Origin of the sequence: Streptomyces sp. NPDC058295, assembly GCF_042880655.1 — a bacterium.
Lineage (GTDB): Bacteria > Actinomycetota > Actinomycetes > Streptomycetales > Streptomycetaceae > Streptomyces > Streptomyces coriariae.
The window spans coordinates 111,168-127,555 of sequence record NZ_JBHVYO010000010.1; the positions used below are offsets into that span (position 1 = coordinate 111,168).

A 16,388-nucleotide genomic window follows, 5' to 3' on the forward strand; every position below is an offset into this window, starting at 1 on the left:
GGTGTAACGCCTTTCACATCCCCGCCCGCGCCGCGATACATCGGGAGGCGTCGCGCCGGTTCAGGCCGGCACGCCCGCCTCTCCCACATGACCGAACAACTCGCCGTCGCCCGAGGCCGCCTCGGTGAGCAGGTACGTCTGCGCCTCGCCCACGTGGAAGTACAGCCCATGCAGCTCCAGCGCCCCGCTCCGCAGGGCCTGGGTCACCGACTCGTGGGCCCGCAGGTGCTCCAACTGCTGGACCACGTTGGTCAGGCAGAGTTGCTCGACCGCGTCCACCGGCGCCCGCCCGGCCAGTCGGGCGTGGGGGCGCCCGTCGTCGGCCATTCGCTCCAGGCTCGGCACACCGTGCCGCAGCCACCGCTGCAACGGGGTCCGCGCACCGCCCGGTTCGGTGTCGAGCAGTGCCTGCATGGCGCCGCATCCGGAGTGCCCGCACACCGTGATGGACCGCACCTTCAGTACGTCCACCGCGTACTCGATCGCGGCCGCCACCGAGTCGTCCCCGCTTTCCTCGCCGGGCGGCGGCACGAGGTTGCCGACGTTGCGCACCACGAACAGGTCGCCCGGACCACTGGAGGTGATCATCGACGTGACCAGCCGCGAGTCGGCGCAGGTGAGGAAGAGCTGGGTGGGTCGCTGCCCCTCCCGGGCCAGCCGCGCCAGCTCTCCCCGCACGAGCGGTGCGGTGTTGCGCTGGAACGCGCTGATGCCACGCACCAGTTGATGCCCACTCGGCTCGACGGATACCCCCGGCCGCCGTTCCTCGCCCGGCTGGCCTGGCTGGCCCGGCTGTTGAGGCTGGCCAGGCTTCGGCTGTTGCGGCTGCTTCGGCTCTCTTGGCTTCGCTGACTCGGTGGACTCCGTCGTCTCCCCCCTTTGGGCTGTCCCGGGCGCCCCTGTAGCTGTCGCTTCCGCTGGGCGTGCTGCGTCGGTCGACTCTGAAGGCTGCTCTGACGGTGGTGTCGGTGTCGATGCCTGGGGTGTTTGTGGGGTCTGTGGGGTCTGTGTCGTTTCCCGTGGTACTTCGCACTGGTGGTTGCGCCAGGGTGTCCAGGGACGGCAGCGGCAGTCGGCGATCGGAACCTCGCCGGCGCGAGGCGCATCGAGAGCTGGGGAAGCGGTCGAGCCACCTTCTCCGGTGCCGGTGCCGGTGCCGGTGCCGAGGCCGGCGCTGGTGGCGAGGCCGGCGCTGGTGGCGAGGCCGGCGCTGACGCCGGTGCCGGTACTGCTGCGGGAGCCGACGCTTGCCTCGGTGTCCGCCTCGACGTCCGTATCGGTGTCGAGCGCCGTGCCGGAGCGGCGGCCGGTCAGTTCGACGGAGCCACCCCGGGCGGTGTGTGTCTTCTGCCAGTCCTGTAGGGCCTCGTATGCCGCGTGGTCCATGAAGGAGCCGTCCAACTCGACGACGACATGGGTGGCTTGGGGGACGAGATGCAGGATGCGGCTCAGCCGTGGCACGGCGAGGAACGTCAGCTGGCCTCTTACGTGTACGTGATGGACTCCTTCCTTCTCGTGGTGTGTGATCCGGGTGCGGGCGAGGCGGTGCAGGGCGACGGCCACGGCAACGGCGATGCCGAGCGTCACGCCCTCCAGGACGCCGAGGACGACCACGCCGAGGGTGGTGACGGCGTACACCAGCACCTCACGGTGGCGGGTCACCGTGCGAATGTGGTGCAGGGACACCATCTGGATGCCGACGGCCATCACCAGGGCGGCGAGTGAGGCGAGCGGGATGAGATCCAGGATCGGGACCATCAGCAGCGCGGCGACTACTACGAGAACGCCGTGCAGCATCGTCGAGTTCCGGCTCACGGCACCGGCTCGGACATTTGCCGAACTGCGCACGGCCACGCCCGCCACCGGCAGCCCGCCGAGTGCTCCGGAGACGATGTTGGCCGCGCCCTGACCCAGCAGCTCGCGGTCCAGATCGGAGCGGCCGACGCGGGTGGAGCGGGCGCTGAGCAGGTCCGGCCGCGAGGCGATGAGCTTGTCCACGGCGACCGCGCCGAGCAGCGACTGCACGCTGCACACCAGGGTGGTGGTGAGGACGGCGGCCATGAGTCCGAGCACCGGTCCCTCGGGCAGCCCCGCCAGCGCGTGACTGCTCCAGGACGGCAGGTCCACCTTGGGCAGGGTGAGGCCCGCGAGAGCGGCGGTGGCGGTGGCGCCGGTGACCGCGACGAGTGCGGCGGGCACTCGCTGCACCAGGCGGCCGACCCGGCCGGGGATACGAGGCCAGACCAGCAGCAGGGTCAGAGTCAGGACGCTCACGGCCACGGCCGCCGGCTGCAGTCCGGCCAACTGGGCGGGCAGAGCGCGGAGATTGTCGAGAACCGAGCTCTGGGGGGTGCCGCCGAGGACGACGTGCAGTTGGGCGACGGCGATGGTGACGCCGATGCCGGCGAGCATGCCGTGCACGATGGCGGGGCTGACGGCGAGGGCGGTGCGCGCCACGCGCAGACAGCCGAGACCCAGCTGGGCGAGTCCGGCGAGGACGGTGATGGCGCATGTCGTCCGCCAGCCGTAGCGCTGGATGAGGTCCGCGGTGACCACGGTCAGGCCGGCCGCGGGGCCGCTGACCTGGAGCGGCGCACCGCCGACCCACCCGGCGACGATCCCGCCGACGGCGGCGGCGACGAGACCGGCCTGGAGGGGCGCGCCGGTGGCGAGGGCGATGCCGAGGGACAGCGGCAGGGCGATCAGGAAGACCGCGATCGAGGCGGACACATCGGCGCCCGCGATGCGGAAGCGGCGGTGCGGGGACGGTGGGGGGCTGTGGGGCGGCTGGATGCGCTCGGTGCGCGTCGAGTGGGCGGTGCGGGTGGGGGCGCAGGCAGACATGGTTCCCGTCTCCTCCGGGGCAGCGCGGTCGCGGAACATGTGGTCCCCCGGTTGGGGCGGGGGCGGTCGCGGCCGTGGGTCACGGCATGCAGCGGCGGGATGAAAATCAACGCTCGGTAAACAGATCGTAATGCAGAGTAAAGGCCAAGCATGGATTTTTGCGGCAAATGGGGCAGGTAATCACTCCCAAGAATGAAGTGGCCTTTTTATCGGCTTGTCGTACTAATTCCTTTTCGCCTCCATGCGACCTTGACGGCGCTGCCGGCTCGTCCCGGCGCGTCACCAGAGAACGCCCTCGTCGGCGTTGGCCGAGAGAAGGAAGAAGGTGGGCGGAAGATGGCCGCCACCCAGAGGATCGCCGCGGGCGCAGTGGTCGCCGCGGCTGTCGCCGCATCGCTTGCCGGTTGCGCGACGGGAACCGGGGGCTCCCACGGTTCCGAGGAGGGGGTGCCGGGCCCGCAGAAGGCCAAGCCGGCACCCGCCGCTCCCAAGAGTGTCGTCCGCCTGATCGGCGACGGCTCCACCGCGTACACCGGGGCGCAACCCCACCTGCCCCGCCCCGAGCGGCTGAAGCCGGGCCAGAAGCCGCCGCAGTTCGTGGTCTTCTCCTGGGACGGCGCAGGCGAGGACAGCCAGAGGTTGTTCTCTCACTTCCGCCAGGTGTCCAAGGCCAACCACGCGACGATGACGTACTTCCTCAGCGGCGTGTACATGCTGCCGGAGGAGAAGGCCGACCTGTACCGACCGCCGCAGCACTCGCCGGGCCGTTCCGACATCGGCTTCAACGACGAGCAGGGCATCGCCGACACCGTGAAGCAGCTGCGCATGGCGTGGCTGGAGGGCAACGAGATCGGCACCCACTTCAACGGCCACTTCTGCGGAAAGAACGGTGGCGTCGGTGAGTGGTCGGTCGAGGAGTGGAAGGACGAGATCGACCAGGCCAAGCGGTTCGTGAGGACCTGGAAGACCAACACCGGCTTGAAGGACGCGGCTCCGCTGCCCTTCGACTACGACAAGGAGCTCATCGGCGCCCGTACCCCCTGCCTCGAGGGCCAGAAGAACTTCATGAAGGCCGCCCGCGAGCTGGGCTTCCGCTACGACACCAGTGGCGTCAACAACCAGGTGTGGCCCGGCAAGAAGCAGGGCTTGTGGGACCTGTCGATGCAGCTCGTGCCCTTCCCCGGCCACTCCTACGAGCAGCTCACCATGGACTACAACTTCATGGTCAACCAGTCCGGCAGTACCACTCAGGGCGACCCCGACAAGCGGGCGTTCTGGGGGCGTCAGATGCGTGACGGCCTGCTCAAGGGCTTCGACCGGGCCTACTACGGCAACCGCGCACCGCTGATCATCGGCAACCACTTCGAGTCCTGGAACGGCGGCACGTACATGCGCGCCGTCGAGGAGGTCGTCGAGAACGTCTGCAACAAGCCGGACGTGCGCTGTGTGTCCTTCCGTCAGCTCTCCGACTGGCTGGACGCCCAGGACCCGAAGGCCCTGGCCAAGCTGCGCACCCTGGAGGTCGGCGAGTCCCCGAAGCCCGGCTGGGCGTCCTTCCTGTCCGGCAGCCCCGCCCCGGCCCCGAAGGGCGTGCCCGGGGCTCCGGCGGTCAGGCAGTAGACACCCGAGCCGACGGGCGCCGCAGCCGGGTGATGACCCGGCGGCAACTTTCACCGACCGGATCCGTCACACAGGATCCGTCAAACGGAGGCCGTTACACGGAGGCCGTGAGGCTTTCGCCGAGGACGAATCCGGGGTCGACCTGCGCCGCCAGGTCGACTCCGGTCCGTTCATTGCCCCAGGACTCGGCGTTCTTCAGATGGAAGTGCACCATCTGCCGTGTGTAGCGCTCCCAGTCGCGTCTTTCGTACGCCGAGTCGACGGTCGTCCGCAGCAGGCGCAGGGCCTGGCGGTTGGTTTCCTCCAGGAGCTCGAACCGGGTCGGCCGGCCCTTCTCCATGGCGCGCACCCAGTCCGAGTGGCCGACCGTCACCAGCAGGTCGTCCCCGACCTCGGCGCGCAGGAAGTCGATGTCGTCCTTGCCCTGCAACTTGTTGCCGACGACCTTCAGCTCGACGCCGAAGTCGCGGGCGTACTCCTTGTACTGGCGATAGACGGAGACTCCCTTCCGGGTCGGCTCGGCGACGAGGAACGTGATGTCGAAGCGGGTGAACATGCCGGAGGCGAAGGAGTCCGACCCCGCGGTCATGTCGACCACGACGTACTCGTCAGGTCCGTCCACCAGGTGGTTCAGGCACAGCTCCACCGCTCCTGTCTTGGAGTGGTAGCAGGAGACCCCCAGGTCGGCGTCCGTGAAAGGGCCCGTGACCATCAAACGGACGGCGCCGCCGTCGAGTTCCACCGGCCGGGCGCAGGCGTCGTACACCGGGTTGTTCTCGCGCACCCGCAGCAACCGGGAGCCCTCACCGGGCGGTGTCGTCTTGATCATCGTCTCGGTGGAGACGACACGGGGGTTGGAGCCGCGCAGGTAGTCCTTGATCAGCGGCAGCCGGTCGCCCATCGCGGGCAGCCCGGCGGCCTCCGCCTCGTCGAGGCCGAGAGCGGGCCCCAGATGCTGGTTGATGTCCGCGTCGACCGCGATCACGGTCCCCCCGTCGGCGACGAGATGGCGGATGAACAGGGAGGACAGGGTGGTCTTGCCGCTGCCACCCTTCCCGACGAAAGCAATTTTCATGTTCACAAAGGGTAGTGTGGTGATTGCTGTGTGTGGCAGGAGTGCGTGAAGAAGACCACTCCTTCGTGGGGTGTGCGCGCTGGTTGCGTAGGGTCGTACTCATGAGTACGACAGGCGCGTCCGCCGATCCGCTCGCCGCCCTGGGCTCCCTGCCCGGTGTGGCCGAGTCCGTGGAGACCATGCGCAAGGCCGTGGACCGGGTCTACGGCCACCGTGTCATGCGTCGCCGCAGCACCGAGATCACCTCCGAGGCCGCACTGCGCGGCGCCCGTGGCTCGGCGGCCCTGTCCGGCGCGGACTGGGCACTGGAGGAGGTGCGTCGGCGCACCGACTTCGGTGCCGAGGACGAGGCACGCGTCATGGGTGCGGCTCTGCGGCTGTCCGCCGAGGCGGGCCAGTTGCTGTCCATCTGGCGGCAGTCACCGCTGCGGGTGCTGGCGCGGCTGCATCTGGTGGCCGCGGCGACCAGTGGCGACGAGGTCGGCCGCCCGCGACAGGCCGGTGAGACGGTCGACGAGCCGCTGATCGAGCTGCCACTGCCGAGTGCCGCCGAGGTGGCCGGGCGTCTTGAGGGGCTGTCCGAGCTGATCATCGCGGGAGGCTCCGCGCCCGCCCTGGTGACGGCCTCCGTCGTCCATGGCGAGCTGCTGGCCCTGCGCCCGTTTACCTGCCACAACGGCCTGGTCGCGCGCGCCGCCGAGCGAATCGTCCTGATCGGCAGCGGCCTCGACCCCAAGTCGGTCTGCCCGGCCGAGGTCGGACACGCCGAGCTGGGGCGGGCGGCCTATCTGGCGGCCCTGGACGGTTACGTCTCCGGCACTCCGGACGGCATGGCGGCCTGGATCGCGCACTGCGGCAGGGCGGTCGAGCTGGGTGCCCGCGAGTCGACGGCGGTGTGCGAGGCGCTGCAGCGCGGGGCGGCGTGAGCCCCACGCGCGCGTGAGCCCCGGGGTACGGAAAAGGCCCCCTCGCGGGGGCCGTACAAAGGGTTGCGGCGGTACGAGGTCTCGTACCGCCGCTGGCATGCTCACCCGGTTACCAAGCGTCCTCGATATATTGCCCATCAGGCCGGGAACTTCGCCCGTGACCTGGTGCGGCGGCCCGTAATCGACGGGTCGACGTCGCGTGGGTGCCCAGTGGTCATGCGCGGTCCGTGGGGCCAAATGCGTTATTAAGGTGATCCTCTCGGATGTCCTTGGTCTCGCGGGCCGTTAAGTCCTTTGTACTCCTGGACCCCGACAAGCGGAAGTGCCGGCACCAGTTCTTTGCTTTTGCTCCCAAACGGGTTTTAAAGGGGCGTCCCTGAGGGGGATGGGCCGCCCCCACGCGCGGAGCGCTTCAGACGGTCGCCGCCCGGCGTCGGTTCGCGTACCAGACGAGGCCCGCGGTGGCCGCCGCCGCTCCTATCGCCGCCGCCGCGACGAGCGCGGGGCGGGGCGGTACGGAGAACGAGGGAATCCGCTGCTTGAGGCGCACCGGCCGATGGAAGTCGAGAATCGGCCACCCGCGGGCGACGGCCTCGCGCCGCAGGGCCCGGTCCGGGTTCACCGCGTGCGGGTGCCCCACCGCCTTCAGCATCGGCAGGTCGGTCGCCGAGTCGCTGTAGGCGTAACAGCGAGAGAGGTCGTACCCCTCGGATTCGGCCAGCTCCTTGATCGCCTCCGCCTTCGTCGGGCCGTAGGCGTAGTACTCCACCTCGCCGGTGAAGCAACCGTCCTCGCCCACCACCATGCGGGTGGCGACCACGCGGTCCGCGCCGAGCAGTTCGCCGATCGGCTCGACCACCTCGGCGCCCGACGTGGAGACGATCACCACGTCACGGCCGGCCGTGTGGTGTTCCTCGATCAGGGAGGCAGCCTCGTCGTAGATCAGCGGGTCGATCAGGTCGTGAAGGGTCTCGGCCACGATCTCCTTCACCTGTTGGACGTTCCAGCCGCGCACGAGGGCGGACAGGTACTCGCGGGTCCGTTCCATCTGGGCGTGGTCCATACCGCCCACGAGGAAGACGAACTGGGCGTATGCGGTCCGCAGGGCCGCCCTGCGGTTGATCAGACCGCCTTGGTAGAAGGACTTGCTGAAGGTGAGCGTGCTCGACTTCGCAATGACCGTCTTGTCCAGGTCAAAGAAGGCCGCTGTGCGGGGCAAGGAGTGGTTTTCCACAACCATGAGCATAGGGGCAGCCCATTCGGCGTAAGGTGGGCGCGTGGGTTTGCCTGAGAAGGCTCCCGGGTACACCATGGAAGTCACGGATCGTTCGCGACCGTGCTAACGCGGTCCGACTCCTCCCCCCCCCCGAGTCGGCCGTGAAGGCGACCCCCGCTCTCCCCCCCGGCGGGGGTCGTCGCATGTCCGGGCGGGTTTTTCGGTTCTGAACGCGGCTACTGCGCCGCATCGAGGCGGCTGCGGCCGCCTCTTTTGCTTGCCCCCTCGCCGTCACTGTGCGTGGTCGTCGGACTCCTCTGCGGAAGTCGCACAACAGTGGTGCGGGGCTCACCGGTATGGGTGGCAGCGATATTCACAACCCCCCGCTCGTCCACAGTTTTCCACCAAGATCCACACGATTTCCGGGCTCACTGCACCGTGATTCCAACGCGTCCGCTCCGAGCCGGCTTCTCATGGCCGGTTCCGATTGCCGGGGGCGTTCGGCCGGATTCCGTCGGCCGTTCATATGGAGACCGGCTGCCGGTTCTTCACACGTTCGGGAATCGCGGGACCGCAGCGACTGCGGGCCCGCAGTGAAGGGGGATGGAAATCGTGACCGGAGCCGTCACACACGGCCCGCCGCCCACCAACGGAGGCGGACCGGGCAAGCCACTGATCGTCACGGAGGACGCGGAACTCCTCGACGACCTCCTGCGCCTGTGCGCCGCCGCCGGCGCCACACCGGAGGTGCACCACTCGGTGCCCGAACGCCGGGGGAGCTGGGAGTCGGCGCCACTTGTCCTGGTCGGCGACGACGCGGCCCGCCGTGCCCGCGGGGCCGTCCGCAGGCGCGGAGTGGTCCTCGTCGGCCGCGACCAGGACGACTCCGGGGTGTGGCAGCGCGCCGTGGAGATCGGCGCCGACCACGTCCTGATGCTGCCCGACGGCGAACAGTGGCTGGTCGACCGCATCGCCGACGTCGCCGAGGGCGCCGGACGGCCCGCCCTCACCGTCGGTGTCATCGGCGGACGCGGCGGTGCCGGGGCCTCCACCCTCGCGTGCGCCCTCGCCGTCACCTCCGCACGAGAAGGGCTGCGCACCCTTCTGGTCGACGCCGACCCCCTCGGCGGCGGACTCGACGTCCTCCTCGGCGGTGAGAGCACGGAAGGCCTGCGCTGGCCCGCGTTCGCCGCCTCGCGCGGGAGGGTCGGCGGCAGCGCCCTGGAGGAGTCGCTGCCCAGGCTGCACTCGCTGCGGGTGCTCAGCTGGGACCGGGGCGACTGTGTGGCCATCGCGCCCCAGGCCGTACGCGCGGTGCTGGCGGCGGCCCGGCGCCGGGGCGGCACGGTCGTCGTCGACCTCCCGCGCCGCATCGACGACGGAGTCGCCGAGATCCTCGCCCAGCTCGATCTCGGGCTCCTCGTGGTCCCCGCCGAACTGCGCGCCGTCGCGGCGGGCAAGCGCGTGGCCTCCGCGGTCGGCATGGTGCTGCGCGACCTGCGGGTGGCGGTGCGCGGCCCCTACGCGCCCGGACTCGACGACAGCGAGGTGGCCCGACTGCTCGGCCTGCCGTTGGCCGGCGAGGTCCCCGTCGAATCGGGGCTGCTGCGCCCGGACGGCGGCAAGTCGCCGCCGGGCGCGACCCCTCGCGGTCCGCTCGCGCGCTTCTGCAAGGAGTTCTGGGAGCGCGCGCTCCCCGAGGCGGGTGGCTCATGAGCACGCCGGTCGGCCTCGAACGGGCGAAGGCGACGGGGACGCTGCTCGACGGCGTACGGCAGTGGCTTGCCGACAGCGGCGCCGAACCGACACCCGCCCGCGTGGCGCAGGCACTGCGCCAACAGGGGCGGGTCCTCGGGGACGCGGAGGTCCTCGGCGCGGCCGAGCAACTGCGGTCCGAGCTGATCGGCAGCGGGCCCCTGGAACCCCTGCTCACCGACCCCAGGGTGACCGACGTACTGGTGTCCGCTCCGGACCGGGTCTGGGTCGACCGGGGCGGCGGTCTGGAGCTGACCGGCGTCTCCTTCCCGGACGCGGCGGCCGTACGGCGCCTCGCGCAGCGCCTGGCCGCCGTCGCCGGACGGCGCCTGGACGACGCGCGGCCCTGGGTCGACGCCCGGCTGCCCGACGGGACGCGACTGCACGCGGTGCTGCCCCCGGTCGCCGTCGGCTGCACCTGTCTGTCGCTGCGCGTCGTACGGCCCCGGGCGTTCACGCTCGGCGAACTGGTGGCCGCGGGCACGGTGCCGCCGGGCGGCGACAGGGTGCTGCGGGATCTGATGCGGGCGCGGCTGTCCTTCCTGGTCAGCGGCGGCACCGGCAGCGGCAAGACAACCCTGCTGAGCGCGCTGCTGGGCCTGGTCGGGCCAGGAGAGCGGATCGTGCTCGCCGAGGACTCGGCGGAGCTGCGGCCGGATCACCCGCACGTCGTCCGCCTGGAGACCAGACCCGCCAATCAGGAGGGAGCAGGGCTCGTCACGCTCGAGGACCTGGTGCGGCAGGCCCTGCGGATGCGGCCCGACCGGATGGTCGTGGGCGAGGTGCGCGGGCCGGAGGTCGTCCATCTGCTGGCCGCGCTCAACACGGGCCACGAGGGCGGTTGCGGGACCGTCCACGCCAATGCCGCCGCGGACGTCCCCGCCCGGCTCGAAGCGCTCGGCACGGCGGCCGGGCTCGACCGGACGGCGCTGCACAGCCAGTTGGCGGCGGCCCTGTCGGTGGTCCTGCACCTCGTACGCGACCCCGCCGGGCGGCGGCGGATCGCCGAGGTGCACGTGCTGGAGCGGGACCCCTCCGGGCTGGTGCGGACCGTGCCGGCACTGCGATGGCGGGCGGACGCCTTCGCCTGCGAGCGGGGATGGGAGCGGCTGCGGGAGTTGCTGCGGGGCGAGGCGAGCGAAGGGAGGGGCGGGTGTGATGAGTGAGATGCCGATGGCTGCGGCCGTGGCCTGCGCCGGAGCGGCGGCCTGGCTGATGGGCGGACCGTACTCGGGGGCCAAGCGGGCGCAGTTGCTCCTGGCCGGCGGTGGCGTGGCCGGCAGTGGCCCCCCGCCATGGCGACAGCTCACCGGCGAGTTCCGCAAGCTCCGTGGACGATGGCGACCCGAATGGTGGGCACCGGTCGCCGGACTGATCCTGGCGCTGCTGGGTGGTTCGGTGCTGCCGGTCGTCGCGGGGGCGGCCGGGGTACCCCTGCTGCGCCGAGCGCGGCGGGCCGCCGAGACCCGGCGGGCGGGGGAGCGCCGAGGGGACGCGGTGATCGCGCTGTGCGCGGCGCTGGCCGGGGAGGTGCTCGCCGGCCGGCAGCCGGGGGAGGCGTTGCGGCGGGCCGCGCAGGACTCCGGAGGGCTGGGCGCGGCGCAGCCCTCCGTGCTGGCGGCGGCACGGTTCGGCGGCGACGTGCCCAAGGCTCTCGCGGCCGCCGCCCGGCAACCGGGTGCCGACGGCCTGCTGGGACTCGCCGCGTGCTGGCGGGTGGCCGTGGACCAGGGCGCCGGTCTCGCCGCCGGACTCGACCGGCTGGAGGCGGCCTTACGTACGGAGCGCGATCAACGTGCCGATCTGCGCGCCCAGTTGGCCGGTCCGCGCGCCACGGTGGTGATGCTCGCCGGTCTGCCGGTCCTGGGCCTTCTGCTGGGTGCCGCGCTCGGAGCGAACCCGCTGCACGTCCTGCTGCACACCGGAGCGGGGCTGGGCTGCCTGCTCGTCGGCGGAGTGCTGGAGGGCGTGGGGATGTGGTGGGCGCTGCGGATCGTCCGCCACGCGGAAGCGAAGTGAGCGTGACGAGAGGGAGGTGGGTGACGTGGACGGAGGAGGCGTGAGCGTGGAAGTTGTCCACAGGCTGGGGGCGACCGTGGGGATCGTGGTGACCCTCTGGTGGCTGACGCGGTGGTGGGAGACCGGGCGACGCCGGCGCAGGGCGCGGCGGCGGCTGGCCGGACTGCTCGCGTCGGCCACGGCGGCGACCGTCCGAGGAGCCGGGCTCCGGAAGGCCGTACGGCGGTGGCTTCCCGACGCGTTGGTGGTCGGTGCCGGATGGGTGGTGGTCGGTGGCGTCGCCGGTCTCGTACTGGGGCTGATCGGCGCGGTGGTGCTGGGGCGGTGGCGTCGTCGGCAACAGGCGGGGGGTGTGGTGAGCGAGGTCGACGTCCAACTTGCCGCACGTCAACTCCCGCTCGCGGCCGACCTGCTGGCCGCGTGCATCGCGGCGGGTGCCGGCCCGGTGATCGCGGCGCAAGCCGTGGGTGAGGCCCTTGGCGGGCCCGTGGGGGAAGGGCTGGCGCGCGGTGCCGCCGAGGTGCGGCTGGGCGGCGAACCGGCGGTCGCCTGGCGGAGGTTGGCCTCGATACCAGGTGCGGCGGCCCTGGCCCGGTTGCTGGAGCGGGCCGATGTCTCGGGACTGCCCGCGGCCGGACCGGTCGCCCGGCTCGCCGCCGACACCCGGGCCGACTGGGCGCGTGCCGCGACGGCTCGGGCCCGCCGGGCGGCCGTCATGGTCACCGTGCCGGTGGGGCTGTGCTTCCTGCCCGCCTTCATCGCGGTCGGTGTGCTGCCCATCGTGATCGGGCTCGCGGGCGGGGTGCTGGGAGGGGGTGGCCGATGAGGGCGTGGACAACATGAACGCCGCAGCGCGACGGCGCGGGTGCCTGAAGTACCGGCGCGGGTGGCTGAGGAGCCGGCCGTAGGTCGATGGATGGCCGAGGGGCCTAGGGGCCGAGCGGTGACTGGCTGAGCGGGCGAGCGGCGAATGGTCGAAGGCGAGTAGTCGAACCAGAGACAGAGATCAACACAACGGACCTCACGGGGGTTGAGATGTACAAGGCGGTGTGGGCGCGGCTGAGCGCCCTGGTGTGCAGGGCGCGGGTGCGTGCGGCGCGCGGTGACGCGGGGATGGTGACGTCCGAGTACGCGATGGGGATCGTGGCGGCCGTGGGATTCGCGGTGCTCCTCTACCAGGTGGTGACGAGCGAGGTGGTCGCGGCTCAGCTGCAGGCCATCGTGAAGCGGGCGCTCAGTGCGGGGGCGTGAGCGTGTAGGGAAGCCTCGGCGCGCGCCCCGGCGGGGGTGTGCCGGGGACCGGGGGTTCGTGACGGCGGAGTCGGCCGTGGTGCTGCCGGTGCTGGTGGTGTTCGCGACGGCGCTGGTGTGGGGGTTGCTGGTCATGGCGGCCCAGATCCAGTGCGTGGACGCGGCCAGGACCGGCGCCCGTGCGGCGGCCCGGCAGGACCCGGCCGAAGCGGTCCTCGACGTGACCCGCGCGACGGCGCCGCGCGGAGCGGAGGTGACGATCAGCCGAGAGGGCGACCAGGTCCGCGTCGTGGTCGTGGCCAAACCGCCGGCGTTGCGCGGCTTGCCCTTCGAGGTACGGGAGGAGGCCGTGGCAGCGGCGGAGGAGGCCGTGGGGACGGAGAAGTCGGCAGGGGGGACGGGGGAGGAAGCCGTAGGAGAGGCCGAGAACGCCGTGGGGACGGCTGAGGAGGGCGTAGGCGCCGCTGAGAAGGGCGCAGGCGCGGCTGAGAAGGCCTGGGGCGCGCCGGGTGATGCCCGCGTGCCAGGTGTCCCCCGAGGCGCGCCAGATCCCTTCCGCGCGCCAGGCGACCCCCGAGGTACGCCGGCAGATGCCCAGCAGCCGCTGGGAGGTGCGCCGTGAGGGGCGCGAGGCGTGGAGGCAGGGCCATGAGGGCCCGGGTCCGCGCTGGGCGGGCACTCGGTGGGCGGGCCGCTGGTGGGCGGGTCCTGGAAGGGCGTCACGGGGACGGGGACCGGGTTCCGCCACCGTCTGGAGTGTGGGTGCGATCGCCGTGCTGTGCGTGGTGTTCGGGATCGTGCTCGCCCTCGGCCAGGCCGTGGCGGCCCGGCACCGTGCCGCGGGCGGCGCCGACCTCGCGGCGCTGGCGGCCGCCGACCATGGGACGGACGGCGTCTCACAGGCCTGCGACCGGGCGGACCGGGTGGCCCGGGCGCAGGGGGCGCGACTGGTGCGGTGCGTGGTCGTCGGCGGGATCTCGGACGTGACGGCGGCGTCGGGACGGGGGCTGTTCGTGGCCGAGGTCAGGGCGCGGGCGGGGCCTGCGGACGCGGTGCCGCCCCCGCACCTGCCCCCGCAGCCTCACCCGTTGCCGCCCCCGGCCTCGCCCCTGTCCCCGGCTCCGGCCCGGTCTCCGGCGCTGTCGGAGGCTCCGCCTCCCAGGCCTTCTCCGCGGGAGCCTCCCGCAACAGTTCCGTGAGCAGCCGTACGGCTCCTCTCTTGTGGAGCGGGTCGTTGCCGTTGCCGCACTTGGGGGACTGGATGCAGGACGGGCAGCCGGCGTCGCACTCGCAGGAGGCGATGGCCTGGCGGGTGGCGGTCAGCCAGGCGCGGGCCGTGTGGAAGGCCCGCTCCGCGAAGCCCGCGCCGCCGGGATGACCGTCGTAGACGAAGACCGTCGGCAACAGGGTGTCGGGGTGGAGGGGGACCGAGACGCCGCCGATGTCCCAGCGGTCGCAGGTCGCGAAGAGGGGCAGCATGCCGATCGAGGCGTGTTCGGCGGCGTGCAGGGCCCCGCCGAGGATCTCGGGGTTGATCCGGGCCGTGTCCAGTTGGTCCTCGGTCACCGTCCACCACACGGCACGCGTGCGCAGCGTACGAGGAGGGAGGTCGAGCTTCGACTCGCCCATGACTTCTCCGGTGATGACACGTCGACGCAGGAAGGAGACGACCTGGTTGGTGACTTCGACGGAGCCGTAGCACAACCGGCCCTGGCCCCAGGGGATCTCGACGTCCGTCTCCAGGACGGAGATCGACGTCGTGTCGCGGGCCACCGTCGCATACGGGGGGTTGGCCTCCTCGACCAGGGCGACGGAGTCCTCCAGGTCCAGGGAACGCACGAGATAGGTGCGGCCCTGATGGAGGTGGACGGCACCCTCGTGGACGGTGGTGTGGGAGGAGCCCGCGTCGACCGTGCCGAGCAGTCGGCCGGTGCCGACCTCGACGACCTGGACGGGCCGGCCGCCCTCGCCGCGGATGTCCGTGAGGTCGGCGGCGCGTTCCCGGCGGGTCCAGTGCCAGGCCTTGGTCCGGCGGCGCAGCAGCTTCGCGGCCTCCAGCTGCGGCAGCAGGCCTTCGGCCTCGGGTCCGAACAGGGGCAGATCCTCGTCGGTCAGCGGGAGTTCCGCGGCCGCCGCGCACAGGTGCGGGGCCAGGACGTAGGGGTTGTCGGGGTCGAGGACGGTCGACTCGACCGGGCGGTCGAACAGCGCTTCCGGGTGATGGACCAGGAAGGTGTCCAGCGGGTCGTCCCGGGCGACGAGCACCGCCAGCGCGCCCTGCCCGGAGCGGCCCGCGCGGCCGGCCTGCTGCCACAGGGAGGCGCGTGTGCCCGGGTAGCCGGCGATCAGGACGGCGTCGAGTCCGGAGACGTCGATGCCGAGCTCCAGGGCGGTGGTGGCGGCGAGGCCGAGGAGCTCGCCCGAGTGCAGGGCCTGCTCCAGGGCGCGTCGTTCCTCGGGGAGGTAGCCGCCGCGGTAGGCCGCGACACGCCGGGCGAGTGAGCGGTCGACCTCGGCGAGGCGTTCCTGGGCGATCAGCGCGATCAGCTCGGCGCCACGCCGGGAGCGGACGAAGGCGACGGTACGCACGCCCTGGACGGCGAGGTCGGTCAGCAGGTCGGCGGTCTCGGCGGTGGCGGTACGCCGGACGGGTGCGCCCTTCTCGCCCACCATCTCGGTGAGCGGGGGCTCCCAGAGGGCGAACACCAGTTCACCGCGGGGTGAGGCGTCGTCGGCGACCTCGACGACCGGGAGGCCGGTGAGGCGCCCGGCGGCCACCGCGGGTTCGGCGGCCGTCGCGGAGGCCAGCAGGAAGACCGGGGAGGCGCCGTAGCGGGCGCACAGGCGGCGCAGCCGGCGCAGCACGTGGGCGACGTGGGAGCCGAACACGCCGCGGTACGTGTGGCACTCGTCGATGACGACGTACTTCAGGGACTTCAGGAAGGAGGACCAGCGGGGGTGGGACGGGAGGATCCCGCGGTGCAGCATGTCGGGGTTGGTGAGGACGTAGTTGGCGTACTGGCGGATCCACTCCCGTTCCTCGAACGGGGTGTCGCCGTCGTACACGGCCGGCCGGACGGCGTTGCCCAGCGGTTGTGAAAGTTCCTTCACGGAGCGGCACTGGTCCGCCGCCAGGGCCTTGGTGGGGGCCAGGTAGAGGGTGGTGGCCCCGCGGCCGTTCGGCGCCTCGGAGCCGTCCAGGAGGGCAGAGAGGACCGGTACGAGGTACGCCAGGGACTTGCCGGACGCGGTGCCCGTGGCGACGACCACGGACTCGCCGTCCAGGGCGTGCTCGGCGACCCGGGCCTGGTGGGCCCAGGGGTGTTCGATGCCGCAGGCCTGCACGGCCGCGATGACCTCGGGGCGAATCCGGTCCGGCCAGACGGCATGGCGGCCCACACGCGGGGGCAAGTGCTCCGTATGAGTGATGCGCGACGCCCGGTTCGGTCCCGGGGCGAGCCGGTCCAGGACCGCGGCCGGGGACAGGCGGGGCACGGCCTCGGGCGAGGGTCGATCGGATCGGTGATTCTTGGCCATCGGCACCGAGTGTGTCACTGGCGTGACGGACAATGGGGCCAAGGCGTCGTGCACGCCTGCCGGTAAGTGATTGAATGCCATGGCGGCTGGCGTACCGTCCCGGGGACTCCTGCCCAGGTGTTCCGAGGGGCGACCGCTCGATAGC

General features: G+C 72.0%; 11 protein-coding genes and 2 pseudogenes. 9 read left to right on the forward strand and 4 right to left on the reverse strand.

What is annotated here, in order from left to right:
* Positions 1-60: 60 nt before the first annotated feature.
* The gene (locus tag ACFVYS_RS13250; RefSeq protein ID WP_389501627.1) at positions 61-2,844 is read right to left on the reverse strand and encodes a bifunctional SulP family inorganic anion transporter/carbonic anhydrase; all 2,784 of its coding nucleotides are present in this window, start codon (positions 2,842-2,844) and stop codon (positions 61-63) included.
* A gap of 336 nt (positions 2,845-3,180) precedes the next feature.
* On the opposite strand from ACFVYS_RS13250, the gene ACFVYS_RS13255 reads away from it, so the two are divergent.
* Positions 3,181-4,464, forward strand: a complete 1,284-nt coding sequence (locus tag ACFVYS_RS13255; protein ID WP_389501629.1) for a hypothetical protein — start codon at positions 3,181-3,183, stop codon at positions 4,462-4,464.
* A 94-nt stretch (positions 4,465-4,558) separates the two neighbouring features.
* Here the strand turns inward: ACFVYS_RS13255 and ACFVYS_RS13260 are convergent, their stop codons facing one another.
* The gene (locus tag ACFVYS_RS13260; protein WP_389501631.1) at positions 4,559-5,539 is read right to left on the reverse strand and encodes an ATP-binding protein; all 981 of its coding nucleotides are present in this window, start codon (positions 5,537-5,539) and stop codon (positions 4,559-4,561) included.
* A gap of 101 nt (positions 5,540-5,640) precedes the next feature.
* On the opposite strand from ACFVYS_RS13260, the gene ACFVYS_RS13265 reads away from it, so the two are divergent.
* Positions 5,641-6,465, forward strand: a complete 825-nt coding sequence (locus tag ACFVYS_RS13265; protein ID WP_389501633.1) for an oxidoreductase — start codon at positions 5,641-5,643, stop codon at positions 6,463-6,465.
* 412 nt (positions 6,466-6,877) lie between these two features.
* Here ACFVYS_RS13265 and ACFVYS_RS13270 read toward each other — a convergent pair whose 3' ends face one another.
* Entirely contained in the window at positions 6,878-7,711 is an 834-nt protein-coding gene (locus ACFVYS_RS13270) for an HAD family hydrolase (protein WP_389501634.1), read from the reverse strand.
* A gap of 573 nt (positions 7,712-8,284) precedes the next feature.
* Between ACFVYS_RS13270 and ssd the strand changes: the two genes are divergently transcribed.
* The 7 genes and pseudogenes from ssd to ACFVYS_RS13305 all read left to right on the forward strand — a co-directional run.
* Positions 8,285-9,397 carry a septum site-determining protein Ssd gene (gene ssd, locus ACFVYS_RS13275; RefSeq protein ID WP_389501636.1) on the forward strand — a complete coding sequence of 371 codons (1,113 nt, stop codon included), beginning with the start codon at positions 8,285-8,287 and terminating at the stop codon, positions 9,395-9,397.
* A complete protein-coding gene (locus ACFVYS_RS13280) occupies positions 9,394-10,602 on the forward strand; it encodes a TadA family conjugal transfer-associated ATPase (protein ID WP_389501637.1) in 1,209 nt (402 codons plus the stop codon). Before ssd ends, ACFVYS_RS13280 begins: the two co-directional genes overlap by 4 nt.
* The gene (locus ACFVYS_RS13285) at positions 10,595-11,455 is read left to right on the forward strand and encodes a type II secretion system F family protein (protein WP_389501639.1); all 861 of its coding nucleotides are present in this window, start codon (positions 10,595-10,597) and stop codon (positions 11,453-11,455) included. The genes ACFVYS_RS13280 and ACFVYS_RS13285 overlap by 8 nt, the downstream gene beginning before the upstream one ends.
* Positions 11,456-11,495: 40 nt before the next feature.
* Positions 11,496-12,281 carry a type II secretion system F family protein gene (locus ACFVYS_RS13290; protein ID WP_389501641.1) on the forward strand — a complete coding sequence of 262 codons (786 nt, stop codon included), beginning with the start codon at positions 11,496-11,498 and terminating at the stop codon, positions 12,279-12,281.
* A 209-nt stretch (positions 12,282-12,490) separates the two neighbouring features.
* Positions 12,491-12,706 carry a DUF4244 domain-containing protein gene (locus ACFVYS_RS13295; protein ID WP_389501643.1) on the forward strand — a complete coding sequence of 72 codons (216 nt, stop codon included), beginning with the start codon at positions 12,491-12,493 and terminating at the stop codon, positions 12,704-12,706.
* Positions 12,693-13,082: pseudogene (locus ACFVYS_RS13300) on the forward strand (TadE family type IV pilus minor pilin); the annotation flags it as partial. The gene ACFVYS_RS13295 and the pseudogene ACFVYS_RS13300, both read left to right, overlap by 14 nt.
* A 214-nt stretch (positions 13,083-13,296) precedes the next feature.
* A pseudogene (locus ACFVYS_RS13305) lies at positions 13,297-13,689 on the forward strand (Rv3654c family TadE-like protein); the annotation flags it as partial.
* Positions 13,690-13,729: 40 nt separating this feature from the next.
* Here the strand turns inward: ACFVYS_RS13305 and ACFVYS_RS13310 are convergent.
* Positions 13,730-16,324: a DEAD/DEAH box helicase gene (locus tag ACFVYS_RS13310; protein WP_389501645.1), complete on the reverse strand. Its 2,595-nt coding sequence runs from the start codon at positions 16,322-16,324 to the stop codon at positions 13,730-13,732.
* Between the last annotated feature and the right edge of the window lie 64 nt (positions 16,325-16,388).

Coding starts and splice junctions, on each gene's coding strand:
- ACFVYS_RS13250 (WP_389501627.1), bottom strand. CDS start 2,844: ATGTCTGCCTGCGCCCCCACCCGCACCGCCCACTCGACGCGCACCGAG.
- ssd (WP_389501636.1), top strand. CDS start 8,285: ATGGAAATCGTGACCGGAGCCGTCACACACGGCCCGCCGCCCACCAAC.
- ACFVYS_RS13270 (WP_389501634.1), bottom strand. CDS start 7,711: ATGCTCATGGTTGTGGAAAACCACTCCTTGCCCCGCACAGCGGCCTTC.
- ACFVYS_RS13310 (WP_389501645.1), bottom strand. CDS start 16,324: ATGGCATTCAATCACTTACCGGCAGGCGTGCACGACGCCTTGGCCCCA.
- ACFVYS_RS13295 (WP_389501643.1), top strand. CDS start 12,491: ATGTACAAGGCGGTGTGGGCGCGGCTGAGCGCCCTGGTGTGCAGGGCG.
- ACFVYS_RS13260 (WP_389501631.1), bottom strand. CDS start 5,539: ATGAAAATTGCTTTCGTCGGGAAGGGTGGCAGCGGCAAGACCACCCTG.
- ACFVYS_RS13280 (WP_389501637.1), top strand. CDS start 9,394: ATGAGCACGCCGGTCGGCCTCGAACGGGCGAAGGCGACGGGGACGCTG.
- ACFVYS_RS13255 (WP_389501629.1), top strand. CDS start 3,181: ATGGCCGCCACCCAGAGGATCGCCGCGGGCGCAGTGGTCGCCGCGGCT.
- ACFVYS_RS13285 (WP_389501639.1), top strand. CDS start 10,595: ATGAGTGAGATGCCGATGGCTGCGGCCGTGGCCTGCGCCGGAGCGGCG.
- ACFVYS_RS13265 (WP_389501633.1), top strand. CDS start 5,641: ATGAGTACGACAGGCGCGTCCGCCGATCCGCTCGCCGCCCTGGGCTCC.